Here is a 24,080-nt window from a genome sequence, read left to right on the forward strand (position 1 = left end):
GATGCAATCACCTGTCAACTTCATGCCTTCTTCACTCAACGGCGGCGACACCATTCTCATCGTCGGCCACGGGTCGCGCGAGGATTCCGGCAACCAGGAAATCCGCGAATTCACCGAACAGTGGCGCGCCCAGCGTCCCGACTGGCGCATCGAACTGTGCTTCATCGAGTTCGCGCCGCCCGAGATGAACGCCGCGCTGCTGTCTGCCGCGCGCAGCTCGCGCCGGGTGCTGGTGGTGCCGCTGATCCTGAACGCGGCCGGCCACGTCAAGATGGAGATTCCGGAAGCGATCGAAGGCGCGCGCGCCGCCTGCCCGCAAACCGAGATCCTGCTGGCGCCGCACCTGACCGCGTGCGACCCGATCCTGGCGATCCTCAAGCGCCGCCTGCGCAAGGCGATGAACGCGCTCGACATGCCCGATCCGACCAGCACCGGCGTGGTGGTGCTGGGACGCGGCTCGTCCGACCGCGGCGCGAATGGCGAGATGGCCAAGATGGCGCGCTGGCTGATGGAAGAGGGCGACCATGAACTGGTCGACCTGGCCTTCACCGGCATCACCTGGCCGCGCCTGGAAAAAGTGGTGGCGCGCCAGGTGCTGCTGGGCATGCGCCAGGTCGTGGTGCTGCCGTACTACCTGTACACCGGCACCCTGATGCAGCGCATCCACCGCCAGGTCGAGCACCTGCGCGGCCAGTATCCGCAAGTGCGCTTCTTCTGCGGCGAGCACTTCGGCTTCGAGAAGGAGATCTTCGCGCTGATGGACGAGCGCGTGGAAAACCTGCGCGCGGGGGTACCGGATAGCCGCCTGCCATGCGACGGCTGCAGCTACCGTGAGCTCGCCCATGAGATGGGGCATGGTCACTCGCATGCGCACACACACGATCATGGACATGTGCACGGGCCGGAGCATGCGCACGAGCATCCGCATGGCCATGAACACGCGCACGGCCACGACCACGCACACGATCACGCACATGGCCACGACCACGCACACGATCATGGCCACGATCACTGTCATGACCACGACCACGCACATACCGCCAAGGAGCAGCCGGCATGAGCACGATTAACACCGTCACCGAGCAGCTGACCCGCGCCGGCCAGGCGATCGAGCATGACAGCTTCGCCATCATCGACGCCGAAGTCGGCCCGCATGCCTACACCGAAGGCCAGTGGCCGATCGTGCGCCGCATGATCCACGCGAATGCCGACTTCGACTTCAACGGCCTCACCGACTTTCATCCCGACGCGGTGGAGGCAGGCGTGCGCGCCATGCTGGCTGGCGGCGCGCCGGTCGTGGCCGACGTCGAGATGATCTGCTCCGGCCTGTCGAAGCCGCGCCTGGCGCACTTCGGCATGTCCACTTACCAGTTCATCAGCGACGCCGACGTGATCGAAACGGCCAAGCTGGAAGACACCACGCGCGCGGTGCAGGCGATGCGCAAGGCGCACCGCAAGGGTTTACTGGACGGCGCCATCGTCGGCATCGGCAATGCGCCGACCGCGCTGATCGAGCTGGTACGCCTGATCCGCGAAGAGGGCGTGCGCCCAGCGCTGGTGGTCGGCATGCCGGTCGGTTTCGTGTCGGCGGCCGAATCGAAAGACCTGATGGCCGAACAGCCTGACGTGCCCTGGATCGTGATCCGCGGCCGCAAGGGCGGCTCGACGCTGGTGGTGGCGGCGCTGCATGCGCTGCTGTCGCTGGCCGAGGCACGACAAAAGGCTGCCTGACGAAGTGGACATCCAACCATGGGCATGAAAGACAAGGCGGCCGAACGCGGCACGCGCACCGGCTTCACCACCGGCGCCTGCGCCGCCGCCGCTGCGCGCGCGGCGGTGCTGGGCATGGCCGGCCAGGGCGTGCCCGAGGAAATCGAAAGCCTGCTGCCTAACGGTACCCGGGTGCGCTTCGCCGTTCAGGACGGCCGCAGCGACACGCAGTCCGCCCACGCGATGGTGATCAAGTTCGCCGGCGACGATCCCGATTGCACCGACGGCGCCCACATCACGGTCGACCTGCGTTTGCTGCCCGGCCAGGCCGGCGAAGTGACCTATGTCGCCGGCGACGGCGTCGGCACCGTCACCATGCGCGGCCTGGGCCTGGAAGTCGGCGGCCCGGCGATCAACCCGGTCCCGCGCCGCAATATCGCCGACAACCTGCGCGAAGCCGCGCCCGCGCTGCTGCAGCAACACGGCATCGAAGTCACGGTCAGCGTGCCGGACGGCCAGACCATGGCCAAGAAGACCACCAATGCGCGCCTGGGCATCCTGGGCGGCATCAGCATCCTCGGCACCACCGGCATCGTCAAACCGTATTCGACCGCCGCCTGGCGCGCCAGCGTGGTGCAGGGCGTGCAGGTGGCGGCGACCACCGGCCACGACGTGGTGGCCTTGACCACCGGCGGGCGCACGGAGACCTTCGCCATCGGCGCGCTGCGTGCGGAACGGCCCGAGTTGCCGTCGGCCTGCTTCGTGCAGATGGGCGACTTCCTGCGCTACGCATTGGACGAAGCCGTGGCGCAAGGCATCGGGACGGTGGTGCTGGCGGTCATGGTCGGCAAGCTGACCAAGATCGCGCAGGGCGAGACCATCACCCACGCCAACCGCAGCGAAGTCGATACCGACCTGGTGGCCGCGATCGCGCGCCAGATCGGCGCCGCGCCGGAAGACTGCGACGCCATCGCGGCGGCCGAGACCGCGCGCTTCGGCGCCGAGTTGATGGTCGAGCGCGGACTGGGCGACGCATTCCACCACGCGCTGGCGCAGGCCGCGATCGACACACTGACCGCGCCCGACCGCTATGGCCGTGCGTTCCAGCTGCGCGTGCTGGTGTGCGACTTCAGCGGCGTGCAGGTGGCCGACGTGTGGTCTCTGCCCGCGTTGCCGCAGGAGCGCCCGGCAAGCGCGGGCCGCATCGGCATTGACCACCTGCCCGAAGCCGACACATTCCATCAATAACGCCATGGACACCATGCTGAAAGATCCCAATCCCTGCCGCGTGATCGGTGTGCTCGACGATGGCGCCGCCAGCCTGAGCCCGACCGCGCTGGCTTACATCCGCAATGCCGACGTCGTGATCGGCGGCGCGCGTACGCTGGCGCTGTTCGAGCGCGAGTTCAAGCCGGGCGCGCTGCGCCACGACCTGACCAAGCGCCTGAAGGAAGTGCCCGAGTGGGTGCGCGCCGCGCGCAACGACAACCTCGGTTGCGTGGTGCTGGCCACCGGCGACCCGCTGTGCCACGGGATCGCGCCATACCTGGCGCAGCACCTGTGCGTCGATGCGCTCGACATCCTGCCGAACCTGTCGACGCTGCAGCTGGCCTGCGCCCGCGTCGGCCTGGCCTGGCAGGATGCGCGCATCGTCTCGGTGCATGCGCGCGATGCCGGCGAATGGACGCGCGGCAGCGCGCCGACGCACGGCTTGTACGCGCTGGCGCAGGCGCTGCGGCGCGAGTCGCGTTTGCTGGTGTTGACCAGCCCCGATAACTCCCCCGACCGCATCGCGCGCCTGCTGCAGGCCGAAGGCCTGGCCGGCGACTTCCACATGGCGGTGGCCGAGAATCTGCTGCAGCCGGAAGAGCGGGTGGTGGCCGACCTGAATCCCGACGACGCTGCCGGCATGCGCTTCGCCGACCTGAACGTGGTGCTGCTGTGGCGCGTGACCGCCAGCGCGAAGCCGGTACGCTTCGGCCTGATGGACAGCGAGTTCGCGCAGCGCCAGCCCGAGAAGGGCCTGATCACGAAGCAGGAAGTGCGCGCGGTGAGCCTGGCGCGCATGCAGCTGCGCCAGGACAGCGTGGTGTGGGACATCGGCGCCGGTTCCGGCTCGGTGGGTCTGGAAGCGGCACGCCTTTGCCCGGACGGCCACGTGTGGGCGACCGAAAAGAACGAGCTTGATCACGCCATCGCCGGCCAGAATCACGCCGCCTTCGGCATCAGCAACTACAGCCTGTTCCATGCCAAGGCGCCGGAAGGACTCGACACCTGGCCCGACCCGGACGCCGTCTTCATCGGCGGCTCGGGCGGCGAACTGGCCGGCCTGATTGCCATGATCCTGGGGCGCCTGCGCCCGAACGGTTCCTTGGTGATGAACTTCGTCACGCTGGAAAACCTGGCCACGGCCACCGCCACGCTGCAGTCGATGCAAGAGCAGGGCGTGAGCTGGGACGTGCTGCAACTGCAGGCCGCGCGCAGCAAACCGATCCTGCACATGCACCGCATGGCGGCCGAGAATCCGGTGTGGATCGTTTGCGCCCGCAAAGGAGAAGCCCAATGAGCGGCACCCTGTGGGGCATCTCGCTCGGCCCCGGCGATCCGGGCCTGATCACGCGCGCGGCGTGGGAAGCATTGCAGCGCCGTGACACCATCTGGGTGTATCCGGCGCGCAGCGGCAAGACGCCGAGCTACGCCTTCGACATCGTGGTGCGCGCCGGCATTGAGCCGCCTCTTGAGCACACCCAACTGCTGTTCCCGATGACCCATGACGGCGAGAAGCTGGCACGTGCCTGGCTGCGCGCCGCCGAGACCGTGCTGCCCTGGCTGCGCGCCGGCCGCGACGTGCTGTTCCTGGTCGAGGGCGACGCCAGCACCTACGCCACCTTCGGCCACCTGGCGCGCACCGTGCGCGCATTGGACGACAGCATCGCCACCCCGATCGTCGCCGGCGTCAACGCCTTCACCGCTGCCTGCGCCATGGCCGACGTGCCGTTCGCCGAGCAGGACGACACGGTCGCCATCGTGCCGGCCGCGTACGGCGTCAGCGCGGTCGAGCGCCTGCTGCCCGACTTCGACACGCTGGTCTTGATGAAGGTGAAGCCGATCCTCGACGAATTGATCGAGTGGCTCGAACGGCGCGACCTGCTGGCCGGTTCGCACTTCATCGAACGCGTCGGCGCGCCGGACGAGCGGCGCTACAGCGGCGCCGAGATCCTCCTGCTTCGCGGCACCAAGGTCAGCTACCTGTCGCTATTAATCGTCAAGCACAACCACCGCATCCGCGGCGAACGCATCAAGGGCTGCCTCAAGAAAAGCAGCCCATTACCTCTACCTACGGAGACCGCATGAGCAATCCATCCATCCAGGTCGTAGCAAATACGCCGCGCGTGTGCCTGGTCGCCATCACCAAGCACGGCGCCGCGCAGGCTGCGCGCCTGGCCGCCGACCTGCCCGACGCCGCGATCTGCACCTCGGCCAAGTTCGCAGCCACCTTCAGCGACGTCGCCAACCCCGTGCGCGCCTACGACGGCGCCCTGCGCGACGAGATCGCGCCGCTGTTCGCCGACTACGATCAGATCGTGTTCTTCGTCTCGCTCGGCGCCGTGGTGCGCCTGATCGCGCCGCACCTGCGCAGCAAGGACGAAGACCCGGGCATCATCGTGGTCGACGACGCCGGCCAGTACGTGATTCCCGTCCTCTCGGGCCACGTTGGCGGCGCCAACGAATGGAGCGAGCGCATCGCGGACCTGATCGGCGCCGCGCCGGTGCTGACCACGGCGTCCGACGTCGGCCGCACCATCCCTGTGGACATCCTCGGCCGCCACCTGGGCTGGCGCGTGGAAGCCCCGAAGATCAACATTACGCGCGTCTCGGCGCACGTGGTCAACGGCGAGCCGATCGCCTTCGTGCAGGAAGCCGGCAGCCCTGACTGGTGGACCCGCCCGACGCCACTGCCCGACACCATCCACCGCTTCGAACGTTTCGAAGATGTCGATCTGGATAAGCATGCGGCCGTGCTGTGGGTGACGCACGCCGAAGTACCACAGGAGCAGTGGGACGCATTGCACGAGCGCCTGGTGGTGTACCGCCCGCCACAGGAAACCGTATGACGAGTTTCACCGTCGGCCTGGGCTGCGACCGCGGCGTGGCCTTAGTGACCGTGCGCGAAGCGGTGCAGGCCGCGCTGGTGCAGGCCGGCGCGCGTCCGGAGCAGGTGGCGATGGCAGCGTCGATCACGATCAAGCAGGACGAAGCCGCGCTGCTGGCGCTGGCGCAGGAACATGGCTGGCCGCTGGTGTTCTACCCGCCCGAGAAGCTGGCGCAAGTGGCGGTGCCGAATCCGTCGGAGACGGTGCGCAAGTACACCGGCACGCCGTCGGTCAGCGAAGCCGCGGCGCTGCTGGCCGCCGGACCAGATACCCCGATGGCCGCATTGGTCGTCGAAAAACACAAACACCGGGGCGCGGACGGCCGCAACGCCACCGTCTCGATCGCAAGGAAAGACTGATGACTACTGAAACCGAAGTGCAGGCGCCGGGCGCCGGCAAGATCATGCTGGTGGGGATCGGCCCCGGCAGCGTGGAGCACATGACCCAGCGCGCGCGCGACGCCATCGCCGAAGCCGACGTGGTGATTGGCTACGTCACCTACATCAAGCTGGTGGCCGACCTGATCGAGGGCAAGGAGATCATCCGCAAGTCGATGACCGAAGAACTCGACCGCGCCGTCAGCGCACTGGAAGCCGCGCGCGCCGGCAAGAAGGTGGCGCTGATCTCGTCCGGCGACGCCGGCGTGTACGGCATGGCCGGACCTACCTACGAGGTGCTGTTCCAGTCCGGCTGGACGCCGGACGACGCGGTGCAGGTCGAGATCATTCCGGGCGCTTCGGCCCTGAACAGCTGCGCCGCCCTGGTCGGCGCGCCGCTGACGCACGACTTCTGCGCCATCTCGCTGTCCGACCTGCTCACGCCGTGGCCGACCATCGCGCGCCGCCTGGACGCGGTGGCGATGGCCGACTTCGTGGTCGCGCTCTACAACCCCAAGAGCGGGCGCCGCACGCGCCAGATCGTCGAAGCGCAGCGCCTGTTCCTGCGCCACCGCCGTCCCGACACGCCTGTGGCGATCGTGAAAAGCGCCTACCGCCGCCGCGAGAACATCGTGTTCACCACGCTCGACAGCATGGCGGAAGCCGACATCGGCATGCTCAGCACGGTCCTGATCGGCAACAGCAACACGTTCATCCGCAACGGCCTGATGGTGACTCCGCGCGGCTACGCCAACAAGTACGACATGCAGGACGGCGGCGCCACCCGCGAAGGCGAACGCGCCGGCCGCTCGCTGTCCACCGGCCTGCTCGGCTGGCTGGACAACCTGGCCGCCGAACATGCGGCCGGCGACAGCATCGAGACGCTGGCCGCGCGCTACCGCCTGCCGGCCGACTACATCCAGTCCACCCTGGACGAACCATGGGAAGCGCCAAGCGCCGTCCCGAGCGAGGAGAGCGAAGCATGAGCACCATCGACACCACCCAGACCGACGCCCCGGCGCAGCCGGTAAAGCCGAAAATCGGCAGCTACCACCGCCACCTGCTGGTGTGCACCGGCCCGCGATGCAGCGAAGACGGCGCCTCGCAGGCGCTGTTCGACAGCCTGGGCGACAAGTTCAAGGCCAGTGGCCTGAATAGCGGCCCGCTGCGCGTCAAGCGCAGCCGCGTGAGCTGCTTCGCCGCCTGCAAGGGCGGCCCGATCGTGTGCGTGCAGCCGGACGGCACCTGGTACTACAACGTCACGCCCGAGAACATGGACCGCATCATCGACCAGCACCTGTGCAAGGGCGAGAAGGTCGAAGAGCTGGTGTTCCACCAGGCCGGCGAAACGGACGGCGATGCCTGAACACCGCTTCGGGCAGGAGCAGGTCGATGGCGTCTACCGCGCCATCGCCGAGCGGCGCGACGTGCGCCACTTCGTGCCGGGTGCGGTGGACGAAGCGCTGCTGGCGCGTCTGCTCGCGGCGGCGCACCAGGCGCCCAGCGTCGGGCTGATGCAGCCGTGGCGCTTCATCCGCGTCAAGAGTGCGGACCTGCGCGAGCGCATCTGCACGCTGGTCGAAGAAGAACGCATCGCCACCGCCGATGCCCTGGGCGAGCGCGGCGCCGAATTCATGCGCCTCAAGGTCGAAGGCATGCGCGACTGCGGCGAAGTGCTGGTGGCGAGCCTGATGGACGGGCGCGAGCGCCACGTGTTCGGCCGCCGCACGCTGCCCGAAATGGACCTGGCCTCGGTTTCGTGCGCGATCCAGAACATGTGGCTGGCGGCGCGCGCCGAAGGCCTGGGGATGGGCTGGGTATCGCTGTTCGATCCGCGCAAACTGGCGCAGCTGCTCGGTATTCCCGAAGGAGGCAAGCCGATCGCCATCCTGTGCCTGGGCCAGGTGGCCGAGTTCTATCCGGCGCCGATGCTGGAGCTGGAAGGCTGGGCGCGACGCGCGGAGCTCGGCGACCTGGTTTCCACCGACCGCTGGTAACCCTCAGCGGATCACGTCCATGCGCGTGCGTTTGCCGCCTTTGTAGGTGTACAGCGTCAGCGCGCCGTTCAGGATGTCGCCCGACGGATCGAAGCCGATGGTGCCGGTCACGCCCTCATACCTGATCTTCTTCAGCTCCGGCAGGTACCTGGCCGGTTCGGCCGACTTGGCGTTCTGCATCGCGGTTGCCATTACCATCACCGCGTCGTACACGTAGGGCGCGTACAGCTGCACCTCGATCCCGGTCTTCTGTTTGAAGCGGGCGCGGAAGTCGTTCATCTTCTGTTCCTGGGCGCCGCCTTTGACGCCGCCGGCTTCGGCGCATACGACCTTGCCTTCGCCGACGGCGGGACCGGCCAGGCGGCCGAGCGCTTCGGTGCACATGCCGTCGCCGCCCATGAAGCGCGCGTCGATGCCGAGTGCACTGATTTGCTTGAGCATCGGGCCGGCCACCGCGTCCATGCCGCCGAAGAAGATCAGGTCGGGCTTTTTGGCGCGGATCGCGGTAAGAATCGCCGTGAAGTCGGTGGCGCTGGCGGTGGTGAACTGCTTGTCGACGATCCGCACGCCCGGTCCCTTGGCCGCGCGCGCAAATTCGGCCGCCACGCCCTGGCCGTAGGTGGTGCGGTCGTCGATCACGGCGATGTTCTTCACCTTGAGCGTCTCGACCGCGTACTTGCCGAGCGTGCCTCCCAGCTTGGCGTCATTGGCCACCACGCGGAACACACCCGGGAATTTCTGTTTGGTGAACAGGGTGGCGGTGGTGGCAGGCGAAATCTGCACCATGCCGGCGTTGTGGTAGATGCGCGAAGCCGGCACGCTGGTGCCCGAGTTCAGGTGGCCGACAACGCCATTCACCCTGGCATCGACCAGCTTCTGGGCCACCGCCGTGCCTTGCTTGGGATCGCTGGCGTCGTCCTCGGCCAGCAGCTGCAGCGTGACGCGCTGGCCGTTGATCGTGAAACCCTTGGCATTGAGTTCGTCGATCGCCATGCGTGCGGCATTTTCGTTGTCCTTGCCGAGGTGGGAGTTGGGACCGGAGACCGGGCCCACGTGGCCGATTTTCACGACCTGCTGAGCGTGGGCGCTACTGGCGCAAGCCAGGGCGATGGCGAACGAAGCGAGCTTGGTGCTGGACCGCATGGTGTCTCCGTGAAGTGAGAACTGCGCAGGGCCGCTGGCGCGGCTGACCAGGAATTACGGAGCAACGTTACCGTAAATATCGCTTCAGGAAAAGGGGGATGGCGCGCCGGCGTAGGGTGGACGGCCCGGCCGCCCACCCTACGGTGCCAATGCCAGGTTGCGCTCAGCGCGTGATGCGGCGCTTGGCCACATCCTTGAGCGCCTTGCCCAGCCCGCGCACGCCGGCTTCGCTGCTGGCGGCGACATAGCCGCGCGCGTAGGCGGCCTGCTTGGCGACCTGGCTGCTGCCGCCCTTGAGTTCATCGAGCAGGTGCTCGGCCACGGCCAGGTCGTTCAGTGCGCCGAGGCGGTCTTGCAGCCCCTCGAGGTGGCCAACGTAGCGCTTGACGCGGCGCGCCGGCAGCAGGTCGCGGAAGAATTCGGCGGCGTAGCGCGCCTTCTTGGCGGCGATGCGCACGCGGTGGCGGCCCGGCGCGTCCGATTCGTCCAGGCCGTCGATGCGTTTGGCCAGGCGCTTTTCGGCCTTGCGCAGCAAGGGCAGGGCGCCTTTCCAGGCGCGTTCGTGCAGCGGCGAATCCTTCGGCAGCACGCCGTCGGGACGCCAGCGGCGCTCCTGCAGCCAGTCGTTCAGTTGCGCCATCAGCTCGTCGAAGCGCGGCTCGCGCAGCACGAACAGGATCTGGGCGTGGTGGGCCACGGCGCGTTCATGGGCGGCCTGGCGCAGCGCGGCGGCGTCGATGCCTTGCACCTTTTCGAGGGTGGATTCGGTGAGCACGTCCCAGTCGCGCGCGGGACCGAGTTCGCCGGACAGCCACTCGATGCCGGCGTGCAGGGCGACCGGTGGCGCGGCCAGGTCTTCGAACATGGCCAGCAGCGCGCGCAGGCGGCGCAGGCCGACCCGCATCTGGTGCAGGCTCTCGACGTTCTTGTGCAGCACGCCGGGGATGTTGGCTTCGATCTGGCGTACGCAGTTGACGCCGATGCACTGGAACGCATCTTCCAGCGTCATGCGCGCGCGCAGGCGCACCGGTTCCGCCTTGACCGGACGGATTTCCGTCGGCGCCTGGGTGGCCTGTGGCTCGTTGGCGGCCTGCTCGCCGGAGGTTTGTTCCAGTGCCGGTTGTTGTTCCTGGGCGGGCTTATGCAGGTCGGGCTGCAGCTTGGGTTGCACTTCGTCCGTAGCCTGTTTCGGTTTCTGTTGGTTGGCCATACGTCATCCTTTCACTGTGGCGCAGCGGCGTATCGGACGCACGCTGACGACTTCGGGTTAATGAACTCATCATACTCCCGCTGTCGTTACGTGTTCGCTCATCATGACAGGACGATGACATGCTCATTCCCGCAGGGCGGGGAAGGCGTTGACGTGGATGAACGGATACGAAGGCAGGTCGGCCGTGCGCGCGGGCAGGCAAGTAGCGGCGGCGATGGTCAGCGCGATGACGGTCGGTTTCAGCATGACGGTCATTGTGAGCCAATGGAAGGCCAGCTCAGCTAATCTCGACGTCAATGTCTAGATCGTGACCACATCGCATGCGGACGGGATAATCGCGGTCGTCAGGCAAAACGCCGGTAGGCGCGGTCGCGGAAGTAGCGCACGATGGCGTCCGGCCCGGCGCTCGGATCGCACAGCGCGACGTGGCCGTCGGGCCGCAACAGGTAGTGGGCGTTGCGCATGAAGCCGGCTTCCTCGTAGCCCGCGCTCCAGGCGTATTCACGCAGGGGCATCCCGTGCAGATCGCACCAGGTGCGCAGGGCGTCGCCGGCGGTGCCATAAGCCTGCACCTGCCAGTCGATGCGCTCCAGCGGCGCGTGGTTGTCGGCGCCATCGTCCGTGCGCACCCACGGCAGCCGGTCGCCGGCCTTGATCGCCCCCGTGCCGCCCACGCTCAGGGGGCTGTCGTGGTAGCTGATCGTGATCTGCGAGATGATTCGGAACAGCAGCTCGCGCACCGCGTCGATGCCATAGGCGACGGTGGCGAACAGCGGCGCGATGTGGATGCGCACGAAGTCGGCCAGGTTGCCCTCGGCGGTGATGAAGGTGAACATGCGGTCGGTGGTGTCGACCAGCTTGCGTGCAAAGGCGATGCGCTCGCTCTCGTAGCTGTCGAGCAGGCTGTCGGGCGCTTCGCGCCGCACCACGGCGGCCAGCTTCCAGGCCAGGTTGACGGCGTCGCCGATGCCGGTGTTCATGCCCTGGCCGCCGGCCGGGCTGTGCACGTGGGCGGCGTCGCCGACCAGGAATACCTGGCCGCTGCGGTAGTGGTTCGTGATCCGATGGTGCACGCGGTAGGCCGAGAACCAGTGCACGGTGTCGACCTCGATGCCGAGACTGGTCAGGGCGCGGTGGGCGACGTCGTCGAAGGTCCAGCTGGCCGGGCCGTGCGCGCGCTGTTCGGGCGAACGTTCGCGGATGGTGCCGACCAGGCGCGCGCGGCCGCTATCCGTATAGGGCAGCAGGATCACGAAGTCGGCGGTCTCGAGCGACAGGTGCACTTCGCCGTCCGCGGCCGGCCCGCGCGCATCGACGTCGGCCACATAGAACACGTGCTCGTAGGTGCCGCCCGCGAAGCCGGCGCCGAGCTGGTTGCGCACCACCGAACGGGCGCCGTCGCAGCCGGCCAGGAAGCGCGCCTCGCATTCGCGCTCGCTGCCGTCCGGGTCGCGCAGGCGTGCCAGCACGTAGTCGTCGCGGTCGTCGAAAGCGACGAGTTCGACCGGGCGCTGGACCCGCACCCCGGCCAGCTCGAGGTGGCGGATCAGGAGCTGCTCGTGGCGGTCTTGCGGATAGACCAGGATGAAGGGATAGGGCGTGAGCCGCGCGCCGGCCGAGCGCAGCGGCAGGTGGGCCTTGCGCTTGCCGCGCACCCACAGGTTGATCGCATCGTTGCGCTTGCCGGCGGCGACCGTCTCGTCGGCCAGGCCGAGCTGGCGGTACAGTTCCAGCGTGCGCGCCTGCACCGCCATCGCGCGCGAGGTGGTGCCGGGTTCGGCCGCCTTGTCGACGATCGCGACCTTGATGCCCTGGTGCGCCAGCCACAGGGCCAGCACCAGCCCGGTTGGCCCCGCGCCGGCGATGAGTACGTCGACCTTGTCCATGGCGCCACCCCCTCTGTTTCTAGATGCCGGGGCGGCGGATTGGTTCCCGGCCGGGCTTATTCGACCACGAAGGCCAGGTCGCGTCCGTTTTGCGCCACCTGGCCCGAGTAGTCGGCCGCATAGATGCGCAGCGTGTAGCTGCCCGGTTCCAGCGTGTCGATCTTCCAGGCGCCGGTCTCGATCTCGCCGTCGCGCATGCGGTTGTGGAGCGCGTAGTCGAACTGGGTCGAGGCGCTGCCGTACACCGTGATGCCGCTGGTTGGCGCATACACAGCCTTCACTGCATCGGGATTGCGCGGCAGGCGGTCGTACACCTGGGTGATCAGCGGCTGCTCATAGCCGGGCAGGGCGGAGCCGTCGGCGCGCAGCAGCTGGTAGCCCAGCTTGTACAGGCCTAGCTTGCGCCGCGCCAGGTTGCCGTTGACCTGGTCATAGGCATTGACCACCACCTGCAGCTCGCCCAGCGTGCGCGCCACCCGCAGCGGCTGGCCCTTCTTCGCCGTGATGCGCTTGCCGGCACTGTCGTACAGGGCAATGCGCTGGATGGTCGGCGGCACCGTGTCGGTAAAGCCGACGAACGGCAGCGTCAGCGGATTGACCACCGTGCCGCCCTGGTAGTAGTCGAGGTGGACGTGGGCCATGGCGTTGATGGTGCCGAGCGCGTCGCCGACGGCGAAGCGGGTGCCGCGCGGCACGCGCACGCGCTCGGCCTTGTTTTTGGCGTCGCGCAGGATCTGGAAGCGCGGATCGAGCGCGCGGCCCTGCGGATCGCGGCCGACGCGCATGTGGATGTACGACAGCGGGCCTACGGTCAGGCCTTCGCTCAGGGTATTGAAACCCCAGTTGGCGAACGGATCGGTGACCTTCGATGCGAACACCGCCAGCACCTTCGAGCCGACGTCGGCGCGCACGTCGAGGCCGGCGTGGAAATGGTCGCGCGCGTCGCCGTTGTAGGCGCCGCGCACCTCGCCCATCACGCCGACCACCTCGTGCACGGTGTTCTGCGGGCCCACCGGCCATGGCATCGGCTCGCTGCGCCTGGGCAGCGCCGGGCGCGCCAGCACCGGCATCGCCTCGCCCTTGCGCGGCGGGGCCAGGCGCAGCACGCGGTGGGCGTTGGCGTCGGCCACCACCAGGCTGCCGTCGCGGTTGACGGCGATGCCGCGCGGCGCGGTCAGCTGCACCGTGCCGTCGCTGCCGAAGCCGTCGGGCGCGGCCGGGCGGTCGGCATCGAGCAGAGGGCGGTATTCGCCTTCCGGCGTGCGCTGCAGGATGCGGCCGCCCGAACTGGCGGCGATGTACAGGTAGCCGTCGCGCGTGACGGCGACGCCGGTCGGGCGGCGCAGCGGCGGACGGCGTTCGCCTTCGACCGGCATTGCCACCGTGTCGACCGTGCCGTCGGCAATGATGCGGCGGATGGCATGGTTGCCGGTGTCGGCCACGTACAGCGTGCCGTCCAGGCTGACGGCCAGTGCGCTCGGGGTATCGAAGGCGGATTGCATGGCCGGGCCGTCGAACAGGGCGGGCACGCCGCTGCCGGCCAGCGTGGTGACGCTGCCGTCCCTGGCGATGCGGCGGATGCGGTCGTTGTAGGTGTCGGCCACGTAGACGATGCCGGCGGCGTCGACCGCGATGCCGACCGGGCCGTTGAACTGGGCGGCGCGGCCGACGCCGTCCAGGTAGCCGGGGCTGCCGTTGCCAGCCAGCGTGGTGACGCTACCGTCGGGCGCGACCCTGCGGATCGCGTGGTTGCCGGTGTCGGCCACGAACAGGTTGCCTTCATGGTCGAGCGCGACGGCGGACGGGGTGTGGAAGGCGGCAGCGCTGCCTTGGCCATCAGTAAAACCTTCGCTGCCGCCGGCCAGGGTGGCGACCGTGCCGTCCGGGGCAATGGTGCGGATGCGGTTGGCCTCGCCGCCATCGGCCACGTAGACGATGCCGCGCGGGCCGATGGCGACGCCGTACGGGTCGCTGAAGCGGTTGGCGCCGGCTGCGCCGTCGAGTGCGCCGTCCTGGCCGTCGCCGGCCAGCGGATGGATGCGTGCCGGCCAGAATGGGGTGGTCTTGGTCACGGCCGGGGTCAACACGGCCAGAGGACTGCCCGGCTGCGGTTCGATGGTGTCGGTGTAGATGACGGCGATGCCGGCGATGACGACGGCTGCGCCCGCCAGGGCGGCGATGAGGGTTGTGCGTTTCACTGAGACGGCCGTAGGATTGCTGAGGCTGCAATCTTAGCCGATGAAACCGGTTTGAAGCGCTGAAGGAAGTAGAGCAAGTGCTTGCCGCCGGACTCGCGTCGCGGCGGCGCGCAGGGGAACAGCTTAAATGCGCAGGTCGTCCAGCGATTTGCCCTTGGACAGAGCCTCGGCAACCCATTTCGGTTGACGGCCGCGGCCGGTCCAGGTCTGGGAATTGTCGGCTGGATTGTGGTATTGCGGATTGACCTTGGCGCCGGTGGATTTTTTGGATTTGCCACTGCCGCCCTTGGCGATCAATTCATCGACCGAAATCCCCATTTTCTGAGCGATCTCGAGAATTTGCTCGCGCGCTTTTTTTACATCCTGGTGCTGGCGGTTTTTGATCTCTTTTTCGATGTCGAATTGAAGACCTTTCAGCTCAGCGAGGTTGTAGCCCGACAGATCGATATTTGCCATTATTAATCATCCTTTATGGGTGGATCGTTTCAAGGAAACCGCATTGCTGCGTAACCGCGAAAAGGATTTTACTATTTAATGGTTAATAATGAATGACAATCGTGCGCAGGGTATTTAGCGCGGTGAATCGCTGTGGTTTTATGGGAAATCCGGTTTTTATTTGCCCAGGGTTTGAAGGTGGGCAATTTCTTGGGATACGGCGCGGCTGACGACCTCGCCCAGCGTGTCCTGCAGGCCGAGGCGGAGCTCGTCGGCCAGGCCGCCCAGCGCGCGTTCGACTGCTTCATGGATGCCTTCGCGCAGGCGCTGCTCCAGCACGAAATCGACGCGGCCCTGCAGCTGCTGCAGGATGCGGTTGGTGACGCGCCGCTCCATCACGCTCCACTGCTCGCCGCTCCAGCGGTCGATGGCGCGCCGTTCCATCTGTTCGCCGAGGTCGGCGCCGGGCGCGCTGCCGGTGCTGTCCGCAAGGACCGGTGCCGCATTCGATTCGCCCGCCGCCTTCTCGGGCGCTGGCGATTCGCCGGCTAACGATTCATTCGCCGCAGGTGGGTTCACCTCATCGCTTGCCACCTCGGTAACCACCTCGGTCAATACCGGAATGCTCGCATCGAAAGCGGGATCTTGGTTCATGACTGGCCTGCCACGAAATGGGTCAATGGGTAAGATTGTTTTTTATACGCGACGTAGCGTTTGCGGCCTTCGGCGGCGTCTTCTTCGTCGACCGAGATAATCTCGAACACGCGCGCGAATTGCGTGAAATTGGCCGGCGTGCGGCGCGTGAGATTCACCAGCATTTCGTGGTGCGGCACTTCGGCCGATTCATCGCAGGTGATCACGATCGGCGTTTGCGGCGCCAGCGGATCGCCGGCCAGCACGTGCGGAATGAAATCGAGATCCGACACGGTCCACAGCGAGGCATTCAATTCCTCGGCCTGCGCCGCATTCTCGGTCAGCACCACGACCTTGGCGCGCGCCGCATACGCCTTGCGCGCCAAACGGCAGGCGTAGGCCAGCTTGTCGGGGATATTGGTGTGAAAGTCGATCCGGGTCATGGTTCAAATAAAAAGAGGGAGGGCCGCAGCCCTCCCGGTACATCAGGCGTGGGCGCCGGCGCCGTCGGTGCTCATGCCGCTATGGCGCAGCAGCGCGTCGATCGACGGCTCGCGGCCGCGGAAGGCCTTGAACGAATCTAGCGCCGGACGCGAGCCGCCCACCGACAGGATCTCGCGCTGGAAGCGGCGGCCGGTCTCGAGCAGGTCGCCGCCGTCCGCCGTGGCTTCTTCGAAGGCGGCATAGGCGTCGGCCGACAGCACTTCGGCCCACTTGTAGCTGTAGTAGCCGGCCGCGTAGCCGCCCGCGAAGATGTGGCTGAACGAGTGCAGGAAGCGGTTGAACTCGGGCGGCGTGATCACCGCAAAGTTGCGGCGCACGTCGTCGATCAGCTCTTGCACGTGCTGGTTATGGGCGTCGAAATCGTAGTGCAGGTGCATGTCGATCAGCGAGAACTCGACCTGGCGCAGGGTCTGCATCCCGGACTGGAAGTTCTTCGCCGCCAGCATCTTGTCGTACAGTGCGCGCGGCAGCGGCTCGCCCGTTTTGACGTGGGCGGTCATCTGCTGCAGTTTGTCCCACTCCCAGCAGAAGTTTTCCATGAACTGCGACGGCAGCTCCACCGCATCCCATTCCACGCCCGAGATGCCCGATACCGGCAGTTCTTCGACTTCGGTCAGCATGTGGTGCAGGCCGTGGCCGAATTCGTGGAACAGGGTCGTGACTTCATCGTGCGTGAACAGCGACGGCTGCAGCTTGCCGTCCACGGTTGCCGGCGGCGTGAAGTTGCAGACCAGGTAGGCGACCGGGGTCTGCACCGTGCCGCCGCCGAGCACGCGGCGGCCGCGCGCATCGTCCATCCACGCGCCTTGCGCCTTGCCGGGACGCGCGTACAGGTCGAGGTAGAACTGGCCGACCAGCTGGCCGTCGCGCTCGATGCGATAAAAACGCACGTCCGGGTGCCAGACTGGCGCGTCATCCAGGCGGATACTTACGCCGAACAGGTTCTGGATCACGCCGAACAGGCCTTCGACCACTTTCGGCTCGGGGAAGTATTCCTTCACTTCCTGGGCCGAGAAGGCGTAGCGCTGTTCGCGCAGCTTTTCCGAGGCGTAGGCCACGTCCCAGGATTGCATGTCGTCGATGCCCAACTGCTCGCGCGCGAAGGCGCGCAGCTCGGCCAGGTCTTTCTCGGCGAACGGGCGGGCGCGGCGCGCCAGGTCTTCCAGGAATTCGATCACGTGCTGCGGGCTCTGCGCCATCTTGGCCACCAGCGAGACGTCGGCGAAGCTGCCGTAATCGAGCAGCTTGGCTTCTTCGTTGCGCAGCTTGAGCAGGTTGACGATGTTCGACGAGTTATCCCACTTGGCCAGGTCGCTGAACATCACGCCGGTGTCCGAGGCCTTGGTGGCGCTGGCGCGGTACAGCGTTTCGCGCAGGGAGCGGTTATCGCAGAACTGCAGTACCGGGTAGTAGGACGGGAAGTGCAGGGTGAACTGGTAGCCGGTCTTGCCGTCGCGTTCAGCGGCGGCTTTGGCGGCCTGCTTGGCGTCGTCGGGCAGGCCGGCCAGGTCGGCTTCGTTCTCGACCAGCAGCTTGTAGTCGTTGGTCGCATCCAGCACGTTTTCCGAGAAGCGGGTCGAGAGTTGCGACTGCTGTTCCTGGATTTCGGCGAAGCGCGCCTTTTTATCTTCCGGCAGCTCGGCGCCGCCCAGGCGGAAGTCGCGCAGGGCGTTTTCGACGATGCGCTTGCGGGTCGGGCTCAGCGACTCGTAAGCCGGGCCGTCGCGCAGTGCCTTGTATTTGGCGAACAGCGCTTCGTTCTGGCCGATCGAGGTCGAGAACTCGACCACCTTCGGCTGGTTTTCGTTGTAGACGGCGCGCAGCTCGGGCGTGTCCATCACGTGGTTCAGGTGACCGATCACGCCCCAGGCGCGGCCCAGGCGCTCGCTGGCGTCGTCGAGCGGCGCCAGGGTGTCCCAGGTGACGTTGTCGATCGGCGCCTCCAGTTGGGCGACGATGGCGTTGGCGTCGGCGATCAGCTGTTCGATGGCCGGCGTAACGTGCTCGGGCTTGATCGCGTCGAAGCGCGGCAGGTCGCCGAAGTCGAGCAGCGGATTGTCGAGCAGGGGGTTGGTAGCGGTCGTCATCATGTTCCTTCAAAAATCGTTAATCATTGGTACGCCGAGGCCAACCCGCCGGTGCCGGTTCAGGCCACGCCGGCCTTCGGCTCCATGCCCGATGCCTGGTCCGGCGCAGCCTGGCCGCTCTTGTGCACGCGCTCGGCGGATTCCACGGTATTCATCAACAGCATCGTGATCGTCATTGGACCGACGCCACCCGGCACCGGCGTGATGTGCGAAGCCACTTCGGCCACGCCCGCGAAATCGACGTCGCCGCACAGCTTGCCCGCATCGTCGCGGTTCATGCCGACGTCGATCACGATCGCGCCCGGCTTGACCATGTCGGCGCTCAAGGTATTGCGGCGGCCGACGGCGGCCACGACCACGTCGGCCTGGCGGGTGTGGTAGCCCAGGTCCGGCGTTGCGCTATGGCAGATGGTGACGGTGGCATTGGCTTGCAAGAGCAGCAAGGCCATCGGTTTGCCGACCGTGTTCGAGCGGCCGATCACCACCGCGTGCTTGCCGCGCAGGTCGACGCCGGTGGTTTCGATCAGCTTCATGCAGCCGTATGGGGTGCAGGGGCGGAAGCCCGGCAGGTTGGCGACCAGTTCGCCGGCCGACAGCACCGAGTAGCCGTCCACGTCCTTCGAGGTGGCGATCGCTTCGATCACCTTGCTCGGGTCGATGTGCTTCGGCAGCGGCATTTGCACCAAAATGCCGTGGATCGCCGGGTCGGCATTCAATGCTGCAATGCGATCGAGCAGGGCCGACTCAAGCAGGTCGGCCTCGTATTTTTCCAGCACCGAGTGGAAACCGACGTCGCCGCAGGCCTTCACCTTGTTGCGCACATAAACGTGGCTGGCCGGGTCTTCGCCGACCAGGATCACCGCCAGGCCCGGCTGCTTGCCGGCGGCCGTGAGTTTGGCGGCGCGCGCGGCGATGTCGGCGCGCAGTTGTTGGGAAAGGAGGACTCCGTCGATCGTTTGTGCTGGCATGGTGAAGGCTCGTCGCTGGGCAAAAAGCGAATTATACGGCGCGCGCACCCAATCCCCTTAGTTGATCGACTAAATCGCCGCCAAAACGCCGCTAACTGAACGCTTCGTTATACGATAGCCGCTGCTCGAAAGTGCAGAGTTTCTCCTATGAAAATTGTGCACTTGCAGCATAGGATTTTATATTGTGAAATGGCATATCGTAATTTGAAAATGCAAAAATCCACCCGTATAATCCATGGGTTTATCTAAAAAGATAGTCTGAATTTTCATCAATCGCCGCCAGCCTGCGCAGGGATCGGATGGGGCGCACCACTCTAGGAGACGCATAACATGTCAGCTCAACTCGACCAGTTGACCGCGCAAGCCGCCAACGATCCGGATGCCATCGAAACCAAGGAATGGCTCGACGCGCTGGAAGCGGTGATCGAACACGAAGGCACCGAGCGCGCCCACTACCTGATGGAGCGCCTGGTCGACCTGGCGCGCCGCCGTGGCGCCCACGTCCCGTTCTCGAGCAACACCGCGTACGTCAACACGATTCCCGCGCACCTGAACCAGAACAGCCCGGGCAACCTCGAATACGAAGAGCGCCTGCGCTCGTGGATGCGCTGGAACGCGATGGCGATGGTCGTCAAGGCCAACCGCGCCGACGGCGACCTCGGCGGCCACATCTCGTCGTTCGCCTCGCTGGCCAATATGCTGGGCACCGGCTTCAACCACTTCTGGCACGCTCCGACCGAAGACCACGGCGGCGACCTGCTGTACATCCAGGGCCACTCGTCGCCCGGCATCTACGCGCGCGCCTTCCTCGAAGGCCGCCTGACCGAAGAACAGCTGCTCAACTTCCGCCGCGAAGTCGATGGCAAGGGCCTGTCGTCGTACCCGCACCCGAAACTGATGCCGGACTTCTGGCAGTTCCCGACCGTGTCGATGGGCCTGGGCCCACTGATGGCGATCTACCAGGCGCGCTTCCTGAAGTACCTGCATGCACGCGGCATCGCCAAGACCGACAACCGCAAGGTCTGGGTCTTCTGCGGCGACGGCGAGATGGACGAACCGGAATCGATGGGCGCGATCGGCATGGCCGCGCGCGAGCAGCTGGACAACCTGGTCATGGTCGTCAACTGCAACCTGCAGCGCCTGGACGGCCCGGTGCGCGGCAACGGCAAGATCATCCAGGAACTGGAAGCCGACTTCCGCGGCGCCGGCTGGAACGTCGTTAAAGTCATCTGGGGCTCGCAGTGGGATCCGCTGCTGTCGCAGGACAAGGAAGGCATCCTGCAGCGCGTGATGATGGAAACCGTCGACGGCGAATACCAGAACTACAAGGCCAAGGACGGCGCCTACGTGCGCAAGCACTTCTTCGGCAAGCATCCGAAGCTGCTCGAGATGGTCTCGAAGATGAGCGACGACGACATCTGGCGCCTGACCCGCGGCGGCCACGATCCGCACAAGATCTACGCCGCCTTCAAGAACGCGCAAGAGAACAAGGGTTCGCCGACCGTGCTGCTGGTGAAGACCGTCAAGGGCTTCGGCATGGGCAAGTCGGGCGAGGCGCGCAACACCGCGCACCAGACCAAGAAGCTCGATGACCAGGCGATCCGCGACATGCGCGACCGCTTCAATATCGCGATTCCGGACGACCAGCTGGCCGACATCCCGTTCTTCAAGCCGGCCGACGACGCGCCTGAAATGCAGTACCTGCACGAGCGCCGCAAGGCCCTGGGCGGCTACCTGCCGCAGCGCCGCGAAAAGGCCGACGAGCAGCTGGTGGTACCAAAGCTCGAATCGTTCAAGGGCGTGCTCGAGCCGACCGCGGAAGGCCGCGAAATCTCGACCACCCAGTCGTACGTGCGCGTGATCACCAGCCTGCTGAAAGACGAAAGCATCGGCCAGCGCATCGTGCCGATCCTGGTCGACGAATCGCGTACCTTCGGCATGGAAGGCCTGTTCCGCCAGATCGGCATCTTCAACCAGCAGGGCCAGTTGTACGAGCCGGTCGACCGCGACCAGGTGATGTACTACCGTGAAGACAAGGCAGGCCAGATCCTGCAAGAAGGCATCAACGAAGCGGGCGGCATGAGCTCGTGGATCGCAGCGGCGACGTCGTACTCGTCGAACAACCGCACCATGATCCCGTTCTACACCTTCTACTCGATGTTCGGCATGCAGCGCGTCGGTGACCTGGTCTGGCTGGCGGGCGACATCCGTGCGCGCGGCTTCCTGATGGGCGGCACCGCCGGCCGCACCACGCTGAACGGCGAAGGCCTGCAGCACGAAGATGGCCACAGCCACGTGATCGCCGCCACCGTGCCGAACTGCCTGCCGTACGACCCGAGCTTCGGCCACGAAGTCGCCGTCATCATCCAGGACGGCCTGCGCCGCATGGTGGAAGAACAGGAAGACGTGTTCTACTACATCACCATCATGAACGAGAACTACGCGCAGCCGGGCCTGAAGGCCGGCCAGGAAGAGGGCATCCTGAAGGGCATGTACCTGCTGCAGCCGGGCGCCGCCTACGAAGGTGCGAACACCAGCGCACCGCGCGTGCAGCTGATCGGTTGCGGCACCATCCTGCGCGAATCGATCTTCGCGGCAGAACTGCTGAAGAACGACTGGAACGTCGATGCGGACGTGTGGTCGGCCCCTTCGCTGACGCTGCTGGCGCGCGATGGCCAGGATTGCGAGCGCTGGAACATGGTCAACCCGGAAAGCGAACAGCGCGTGCCGTACGTGACCTCGCTGCTGCAGAACACCAGCGGCCCGATCGTCGCCACCACCGACTACATGCGCATGTTCGCCGAACAGATCCGCGCCTTCATGCCGAAGGACCGCACCTATAAAGTGCTGGGCACCGACGGCTTCGGCCGCTCGGATTCGCGCGTCAAGCTGCGCGAGTTCTTCGAGGTGAACCGCTACTACGTGACGGTTGCCGCGCTGCGCGCGCTGGCCGACGAAGGCAAGATCGACCGTGCCATCGTGTCGCAGGCGATCGCCAAGTACGGCATCGATGCGAACAAGCCGAATCCGGTGACCCAGTAAACATGCTCTGGTGAACCGCCGCTCTTGCGCTATGCGAGGGCGGCGGTCTTCAGGCCAACAAATAAAAAATTTGGAGCTAACACTATGAGCATTGTGGAAGTCAAAGTCCCCGATATCGGCGACTTCAAGGAAGTCGAAGTCATCGAACTGATGGTCAAGCCGGGCGATACGATCAAGGTCGATCAGTCGCTGGTGACCGTCGAATCCGACAAGGCAAGCATGGAAATCCCATCGAGCCATGCCGGCGTCGTCAAAGAAATCAAGATCAAGGTCGGCGACAAGGTTGCCGAAGGTTCGCTGGTGCTGCTGCTCGAAGAAGCAGGCGGCGCCGCTGAAGCACCTGCTGCTGCTCCAGCACCGGCTCCTGCAGCCGCTGCACCTGCTCCAGCTCCTGCTGAAGCGCCAGCAGCTGCCCCTGCCGCATCGGGCGGCATCGTCGAAGTCACCGTGCCGGACATCGGCGACTTCAAGGAAGTCGAAGTCATCGAACTGATGGTCAAGCCGGGCGACACCATCAAGGTCGACCAGTCGCTGATCACGGTCGAATCGGACAAGGCCAGCATGGAAATCCCGTCGAGCCATGCCGGCGTGGTCAAGGAACTGAAAGTGAAGGTCGGCGACAAGGTCGCCAAGGGCTCGCTGGTGCTGATCGTTGAAGCGACCGGCGGCGCGCCTGCAAGCGCTCCAGCTGCCGCCGCACCGGCTCCTGCCGCAGCACCTGCGCAAGCATCGGCACCGGCACCGGCGCCTGCCGCTGCACCAGCACCGGCACCGGCCGCACAAGGCGCCACCGGCTCGAAAGCCCACGCTTCGCCATCGATCCGCAAGTTCGCGCGCGAACTGGGCGTCGACCTGGGCCGCGTGCCGGGCACCGGTCCGAAAGGCCGCATCACCCAGCAGGACGTGCAGAACTTCGTCAAAGGCGTGATGGCCGCGCCGGCTGCAGCTCCTGCAGCCGCCGGCGGATCGGGTGCAGGCATCGGCGGCATCAACCTGCTGCCATGGCCGTCGCTCGACTTCTCGAAGTTCGGTCCGACCGAAACCGTGCCGCTGTCGCGCATCAAGAAGATCTCGGGCGCGAACCTGCACCGCAACTGGGTCATGATCCCGCACGTCACCCACTTCGACGAAGCCGACGTGACCGACCTTGAACAGTTCCGCGTCGATTCGAACGCGTCGCTGGCCAAGCAGAAGTCGGCCGTCAAGCTGACCATGCTGGCCTTCGTGATCAAGGCCAGCGTCGCCGCGCTGAAGAAGTTCCCGCAATTTAATGCGTCGCTGTCGGAAGACGGCGCTGCCTTGATCACCAAGCAGTACTACAACATCGGCTTCGCCGCCGACACCCCGAACGGCCTGGTGGTCCCGGTGGTGAAGGATGCGGACAAGAAGACCATCTCGCAGATCGCTCTTGAGATGGGCGAGCTGTCGGCACAGGCGCGCGACGGCAAGCTGCCGCCGACCGCGATGCAGGGCGCGACCTTCACCATCTCGTCGCTGGGCGGCATCGGTGGTACCGCGTTCACGCCGATCATCAATGCACCGGAACTGGCGATCCTGGGCCTGTCCAAGTCGGCGATGAAGCCGGTGTGGGACGGTTCGAGCTTCCAGCCGCGCCTGATGCTGCCGCTGTCGCTGTCGTACGACCACCGCGTGATCGACGGCGCCGGTGCCGCGCGCTTCGCCGCCTACCTGGCCGAAGTGCTGGCCGACCTGCGCAAGACCCTTCTGTGATTGGA

At 66.3% G+C, this 24,080-nt stretch carries 22 protein-coding genes; 12 read left to right on the forward strand and 10 right to left on the reverse strand.

The window, feature by feature from the left end:
* The first annotated feature begins 1 nt into the window (after nt 1).
* From RTQ83_RS05825 to bluB, 10 genes are read left to right on the forward strand one after another with little or no spacing between them, the layout of a single operon-like run.
* Nucleotides 2–1,060 (forward strand): sirohydrochlorin chelatase, encoded by a 1,059-nt coding sequence (locus tag RTQ83_RS05825; RefSeq protein ID WP_312512042.1) that lies wholly within the window; start codon nt 2–4, stop codon nt 1,058–1,060.
* Complete coding sequence (locus tag RTQ83_RS05830; protein WP_312512044.1) at nt 1,057–1,731, forward strand: precorrin-8X methylmutase; 675 nt, start codon at nt 1,057–1,059, stop codon at nt 1,729–1,731. Before RTQ83_RS05825 ends, RTQ83_RS05830 begins: the two co-directional genes overlap by 4 nt.
* A 24-nt stretch (nt 1,732–1,755) precedes the next feature.
* Entirely contained in the window at nt 1,756–2,958 is a 1,203-nt protein-coding gene (locus RTQ83_RS05835; RefSeq protein WP_312512318.1) for a cobalt-precorrin-5B (C(1))-methyltransferase, read from the forward strand.
* Between the two features lie 4 nt (nt 2,959–2,962).
* Nucleotides 2,963–4,276, forward strand: a complete 1,314-nt coding sequence (cbiE, locus tag RTQ83_RS05840; protein WP_312512046.1) for a precorrin-6y C5,15-methyltransferase (decarboxylating) subunit CbiE — start codon at nt 2,963–2,965, stop codon at nt 4,274–4,276.
* Nucleotides 4,273–5,064 (forward strand): precorrin-2 C(20)-methyltransferase, encoded by a 792-nt coding sequence (cobI, locus tag RTQ83_RS05845; RefSeq protein ID WP_312512048.1) that lies wholly within the window; start codon nt 4,273–4,275, stop codon nt 5,062–5,064. Before cbiE ends, cobI begins: the two co-directional genes overlap by 4 nt.
* Entirely contained in the window at nt 5,061–5,825 is a 765-nt protein-coding gene (locus RTQ83_RS05850) for a cobalamin biosynthesis central domain-containing protein (protein ID WP_312512050.1), read from the forward strand. Before cobI ends, RTQ83_RS05850 begins: the two co-directional genes overlap by 4 nt.
* Nucleotides 5,822–6,223, forward strand: coding sequence for a cobalamin biosynthesis protein (locus RTQ83_RS05855; RefSeq protein WP_312512052.1), 402 nt, complete (start codon nt 5,822–5,824; stop codon nt 6,221–6,223). The genes RTQ83_RS05850 and RTQ83_RS05855 overlap by 4 nt, the downstream gene beginning before the upstream one ends.
* Entirely contained in the window at nt 6,223–7,227 is a 1,005-nt protein-coding gene (gene cobJ, locus RTQ83_RS05860; RefSeq protein WP_312512054.1) for a precorrin-3B C(17)-methyltransferase, read from the forward strand. Before RTQ83_RS05855 ends, cobJ begins: the two co-directional genes overlap by 1 nt.
* On the forward strand, nt 7,224–7,607 hold the full coding sequence (locus RTQ83_RS05865; RefSeq protein ID WP_312512056.1) for an NAD(P)H-dependent oxidoreductase subunit E: 384 nt from the start codon (nt 7,224–7,226) through the stop codon (nt 7,605–7,607). Before cobJ ends, RTQ83_RS05865 begins: the two co-directional genes overlap by 4 nt.
* Nucleotides 7,600–8,238, forward strand: a complete 639-nt coding sequence (bluB, locus tag RTQ83_RS05870) for a 5,6-dimethylbenzimidazole synthase (protein ID WP_312512058.1) — start codon at nt 7,600–7,602, stop codon at nt 8,236–8,238. The genes RTQ83_RS05865 and bluB overlap by 8 nt, the downstream gene beginning before the upstream one ends.
* A 3-nt stretch (nt 8,239–8,241) precedes the next feature.
* Here the strand turns inward: bluB and RTQ83_RS05875 are convergent, their stop codons facing one another.
* The 10 genes from RTQ83_RS05875 to folD all read right to left on the reverse strand — a co-directional run bounded on the left by RTQ83_RS05875 (nt 8,242) and on the right by folD (nt 19,302).
* Nucleotides 8,242–9,381, reverse strand: coding sequence for a branched-chain amino acid ABC transporter substrate-binding protein (locus tag RTQ83_RS05875; protein ID WP_312512061.1), 1,140 nt, complete (start codon nt 9,379–9,381; stop codon nt 8,242–8,244).
* Between the two features lie 163 nt (nt 9,382–9,544).
* Entirely contained in the window at nt 9,545–10,591 is a 1,047-nt protein-coding gene (locus tag RTQ83_RS05880; protein ID WP_312512063.1) for a CHAD domain-containing protein, read from the reverse strand.
* Between the two features lie 123 nt (nt 10,592–10,714).
* On the reverse strand, nt 10,715–10,837 hold the full coding sequence (locus RTQ83_RS05885; RefSeq protein WP_312512065.1) for a hypothetical protein: 123 nt from the start codon (nt 10,835–10,837) through the stop codon (nt 10,715–10,717).
* A 98-nt stretch (nt 10,838–10,935) separates the two neighbouring features.
* Complete coding sequence (locus RTQ83_RS05890; protein WP_312512068.1) at nt 10,936–12,477, reverse strand: FAD-dependent oxidoreductase; 1,542 nt, start codon at nt 12,475–12,477, stop codon at nt 10,936–10,938.
* Nucleotides 12,478–12,533: 56 nt separating this feature from the next.
* Entirely contained in the window at nt 12,534–14,675 is a 2,142-nt protein-coding gene (locus tag RTQ83_RS05895; RefSeq protein WP_312512070.1) for an NHL repeat-containing protein, read from the reverse strand.
* 123 nt (nt 14,676–14,798) lie between these two features.
* Nucleotides 14,799–15,131 carry an H-NS histone family protein gene (locus RTQ83_RS05900; protein ID WP_312512073.1) on the reverse strand — a complete coding sequence of 111 codons (333 nt, stop codon included), beginning with the start codon at nt 15,129–15,131 and terminating at the stop codon, nt 14,799–14,801.
* Nucleotides 15,132–15,287: 156 nt separating this feature from the next.
* Nucleotides 15,288–15,764 carry a hypothetical protein gene (locus RTQ83_RS05905; protein ID WP_312512075.1) on the reverse strand — a complete coding sequence of 159 codons (477 nt, stop codon included), beginning with the start codon at nt 15,762–15,764 and terminating at the stop codon, nt 15,288–15,290.
* The gene (locus RTQ83_RS05910) at nt 15,761–16,186 is read right to left on the reverse strand and encodes a DNA polymerase III subunit chi (protein WP_312512077.1); all 426 of its coding nucleotides are present in this window, start codon (nt 16,184–16,186) and stop codon (nt 15,761–15,763) included. Before RTQ83_RS05910 ends, RTQ83_RS05905 begins: the two co-directional genes overlap by 4 nt.
* Before the next feature lie 42 nt (nt 16,187–16,228).
* Nucleotides 16,229–18,334 carry a M3 family metallopeptidase gene (locus RTQ83_RS05915; protein ID WP_312512320.1) on the reverse strand — a complete coding sequence of 702 codons (2,106 nt, stop codon included), beginning with the start codon at nt 18,332–18,334 and terminating at the stop codon, nt 16,229–16,231.
* A 59-nt stretch (nt 18,335–18,393) separates the two neighbouring features.
* Nucleotides 18,394–19,302: a bifunctional methylenetetrahydrofolate dehydrogenase/methenyltetrahydrofolate cyclohydrolase FolD gene (gene folD, locus RTQ83_RS05920; RefSeq protein WP_312512079.1), complete on the reverse strand. Its 909-nt coding sequence runs from the start codon at nt 19,300–19,302 to the stop codon at nt 18,394–18,396.
* Between the two features lie 330 nt (nt 19,303–19,632).
* On the opposite strand from folD, the gene aceE reads away from it, so the two are divergent.
* Nucleotides 19,633–22,344: a pyruvate dehydrogenase (acetyl-transferring), homodimeric type gene (aceE, locus tag RTQ83_RS05925; protein WP_312512081.1), complete on the forward strand. Its 2,712-nt coding sequence runs from the start codon at nt 19,633–19,635 to the stop codon at nt 22,342–22,344.
* Between the two features lie 84 nt (nt 22,345–22,428).
* Entirely contained in the window at nt 22,429–24,075 is a 1,647-nt protein-coding gene (gene aceF / locus RTQ83_RS05930) for a dihydrolipoyllysine-residue acetyltransferase (RefSeq protein ID WP_312512084.1), read from the forward strand.
* Nucleotides 24,076–24,080: the final 5 nt, after the last annotated feature.

Source organism: Massilia sp., assembly GCF_031995545.1.
Taxonomy (GTDB): Bacteria; Pseudomonadota; Gammaproteobacteria; order Burkholderiales; family Burkholderiaceae_D; genus Telluria.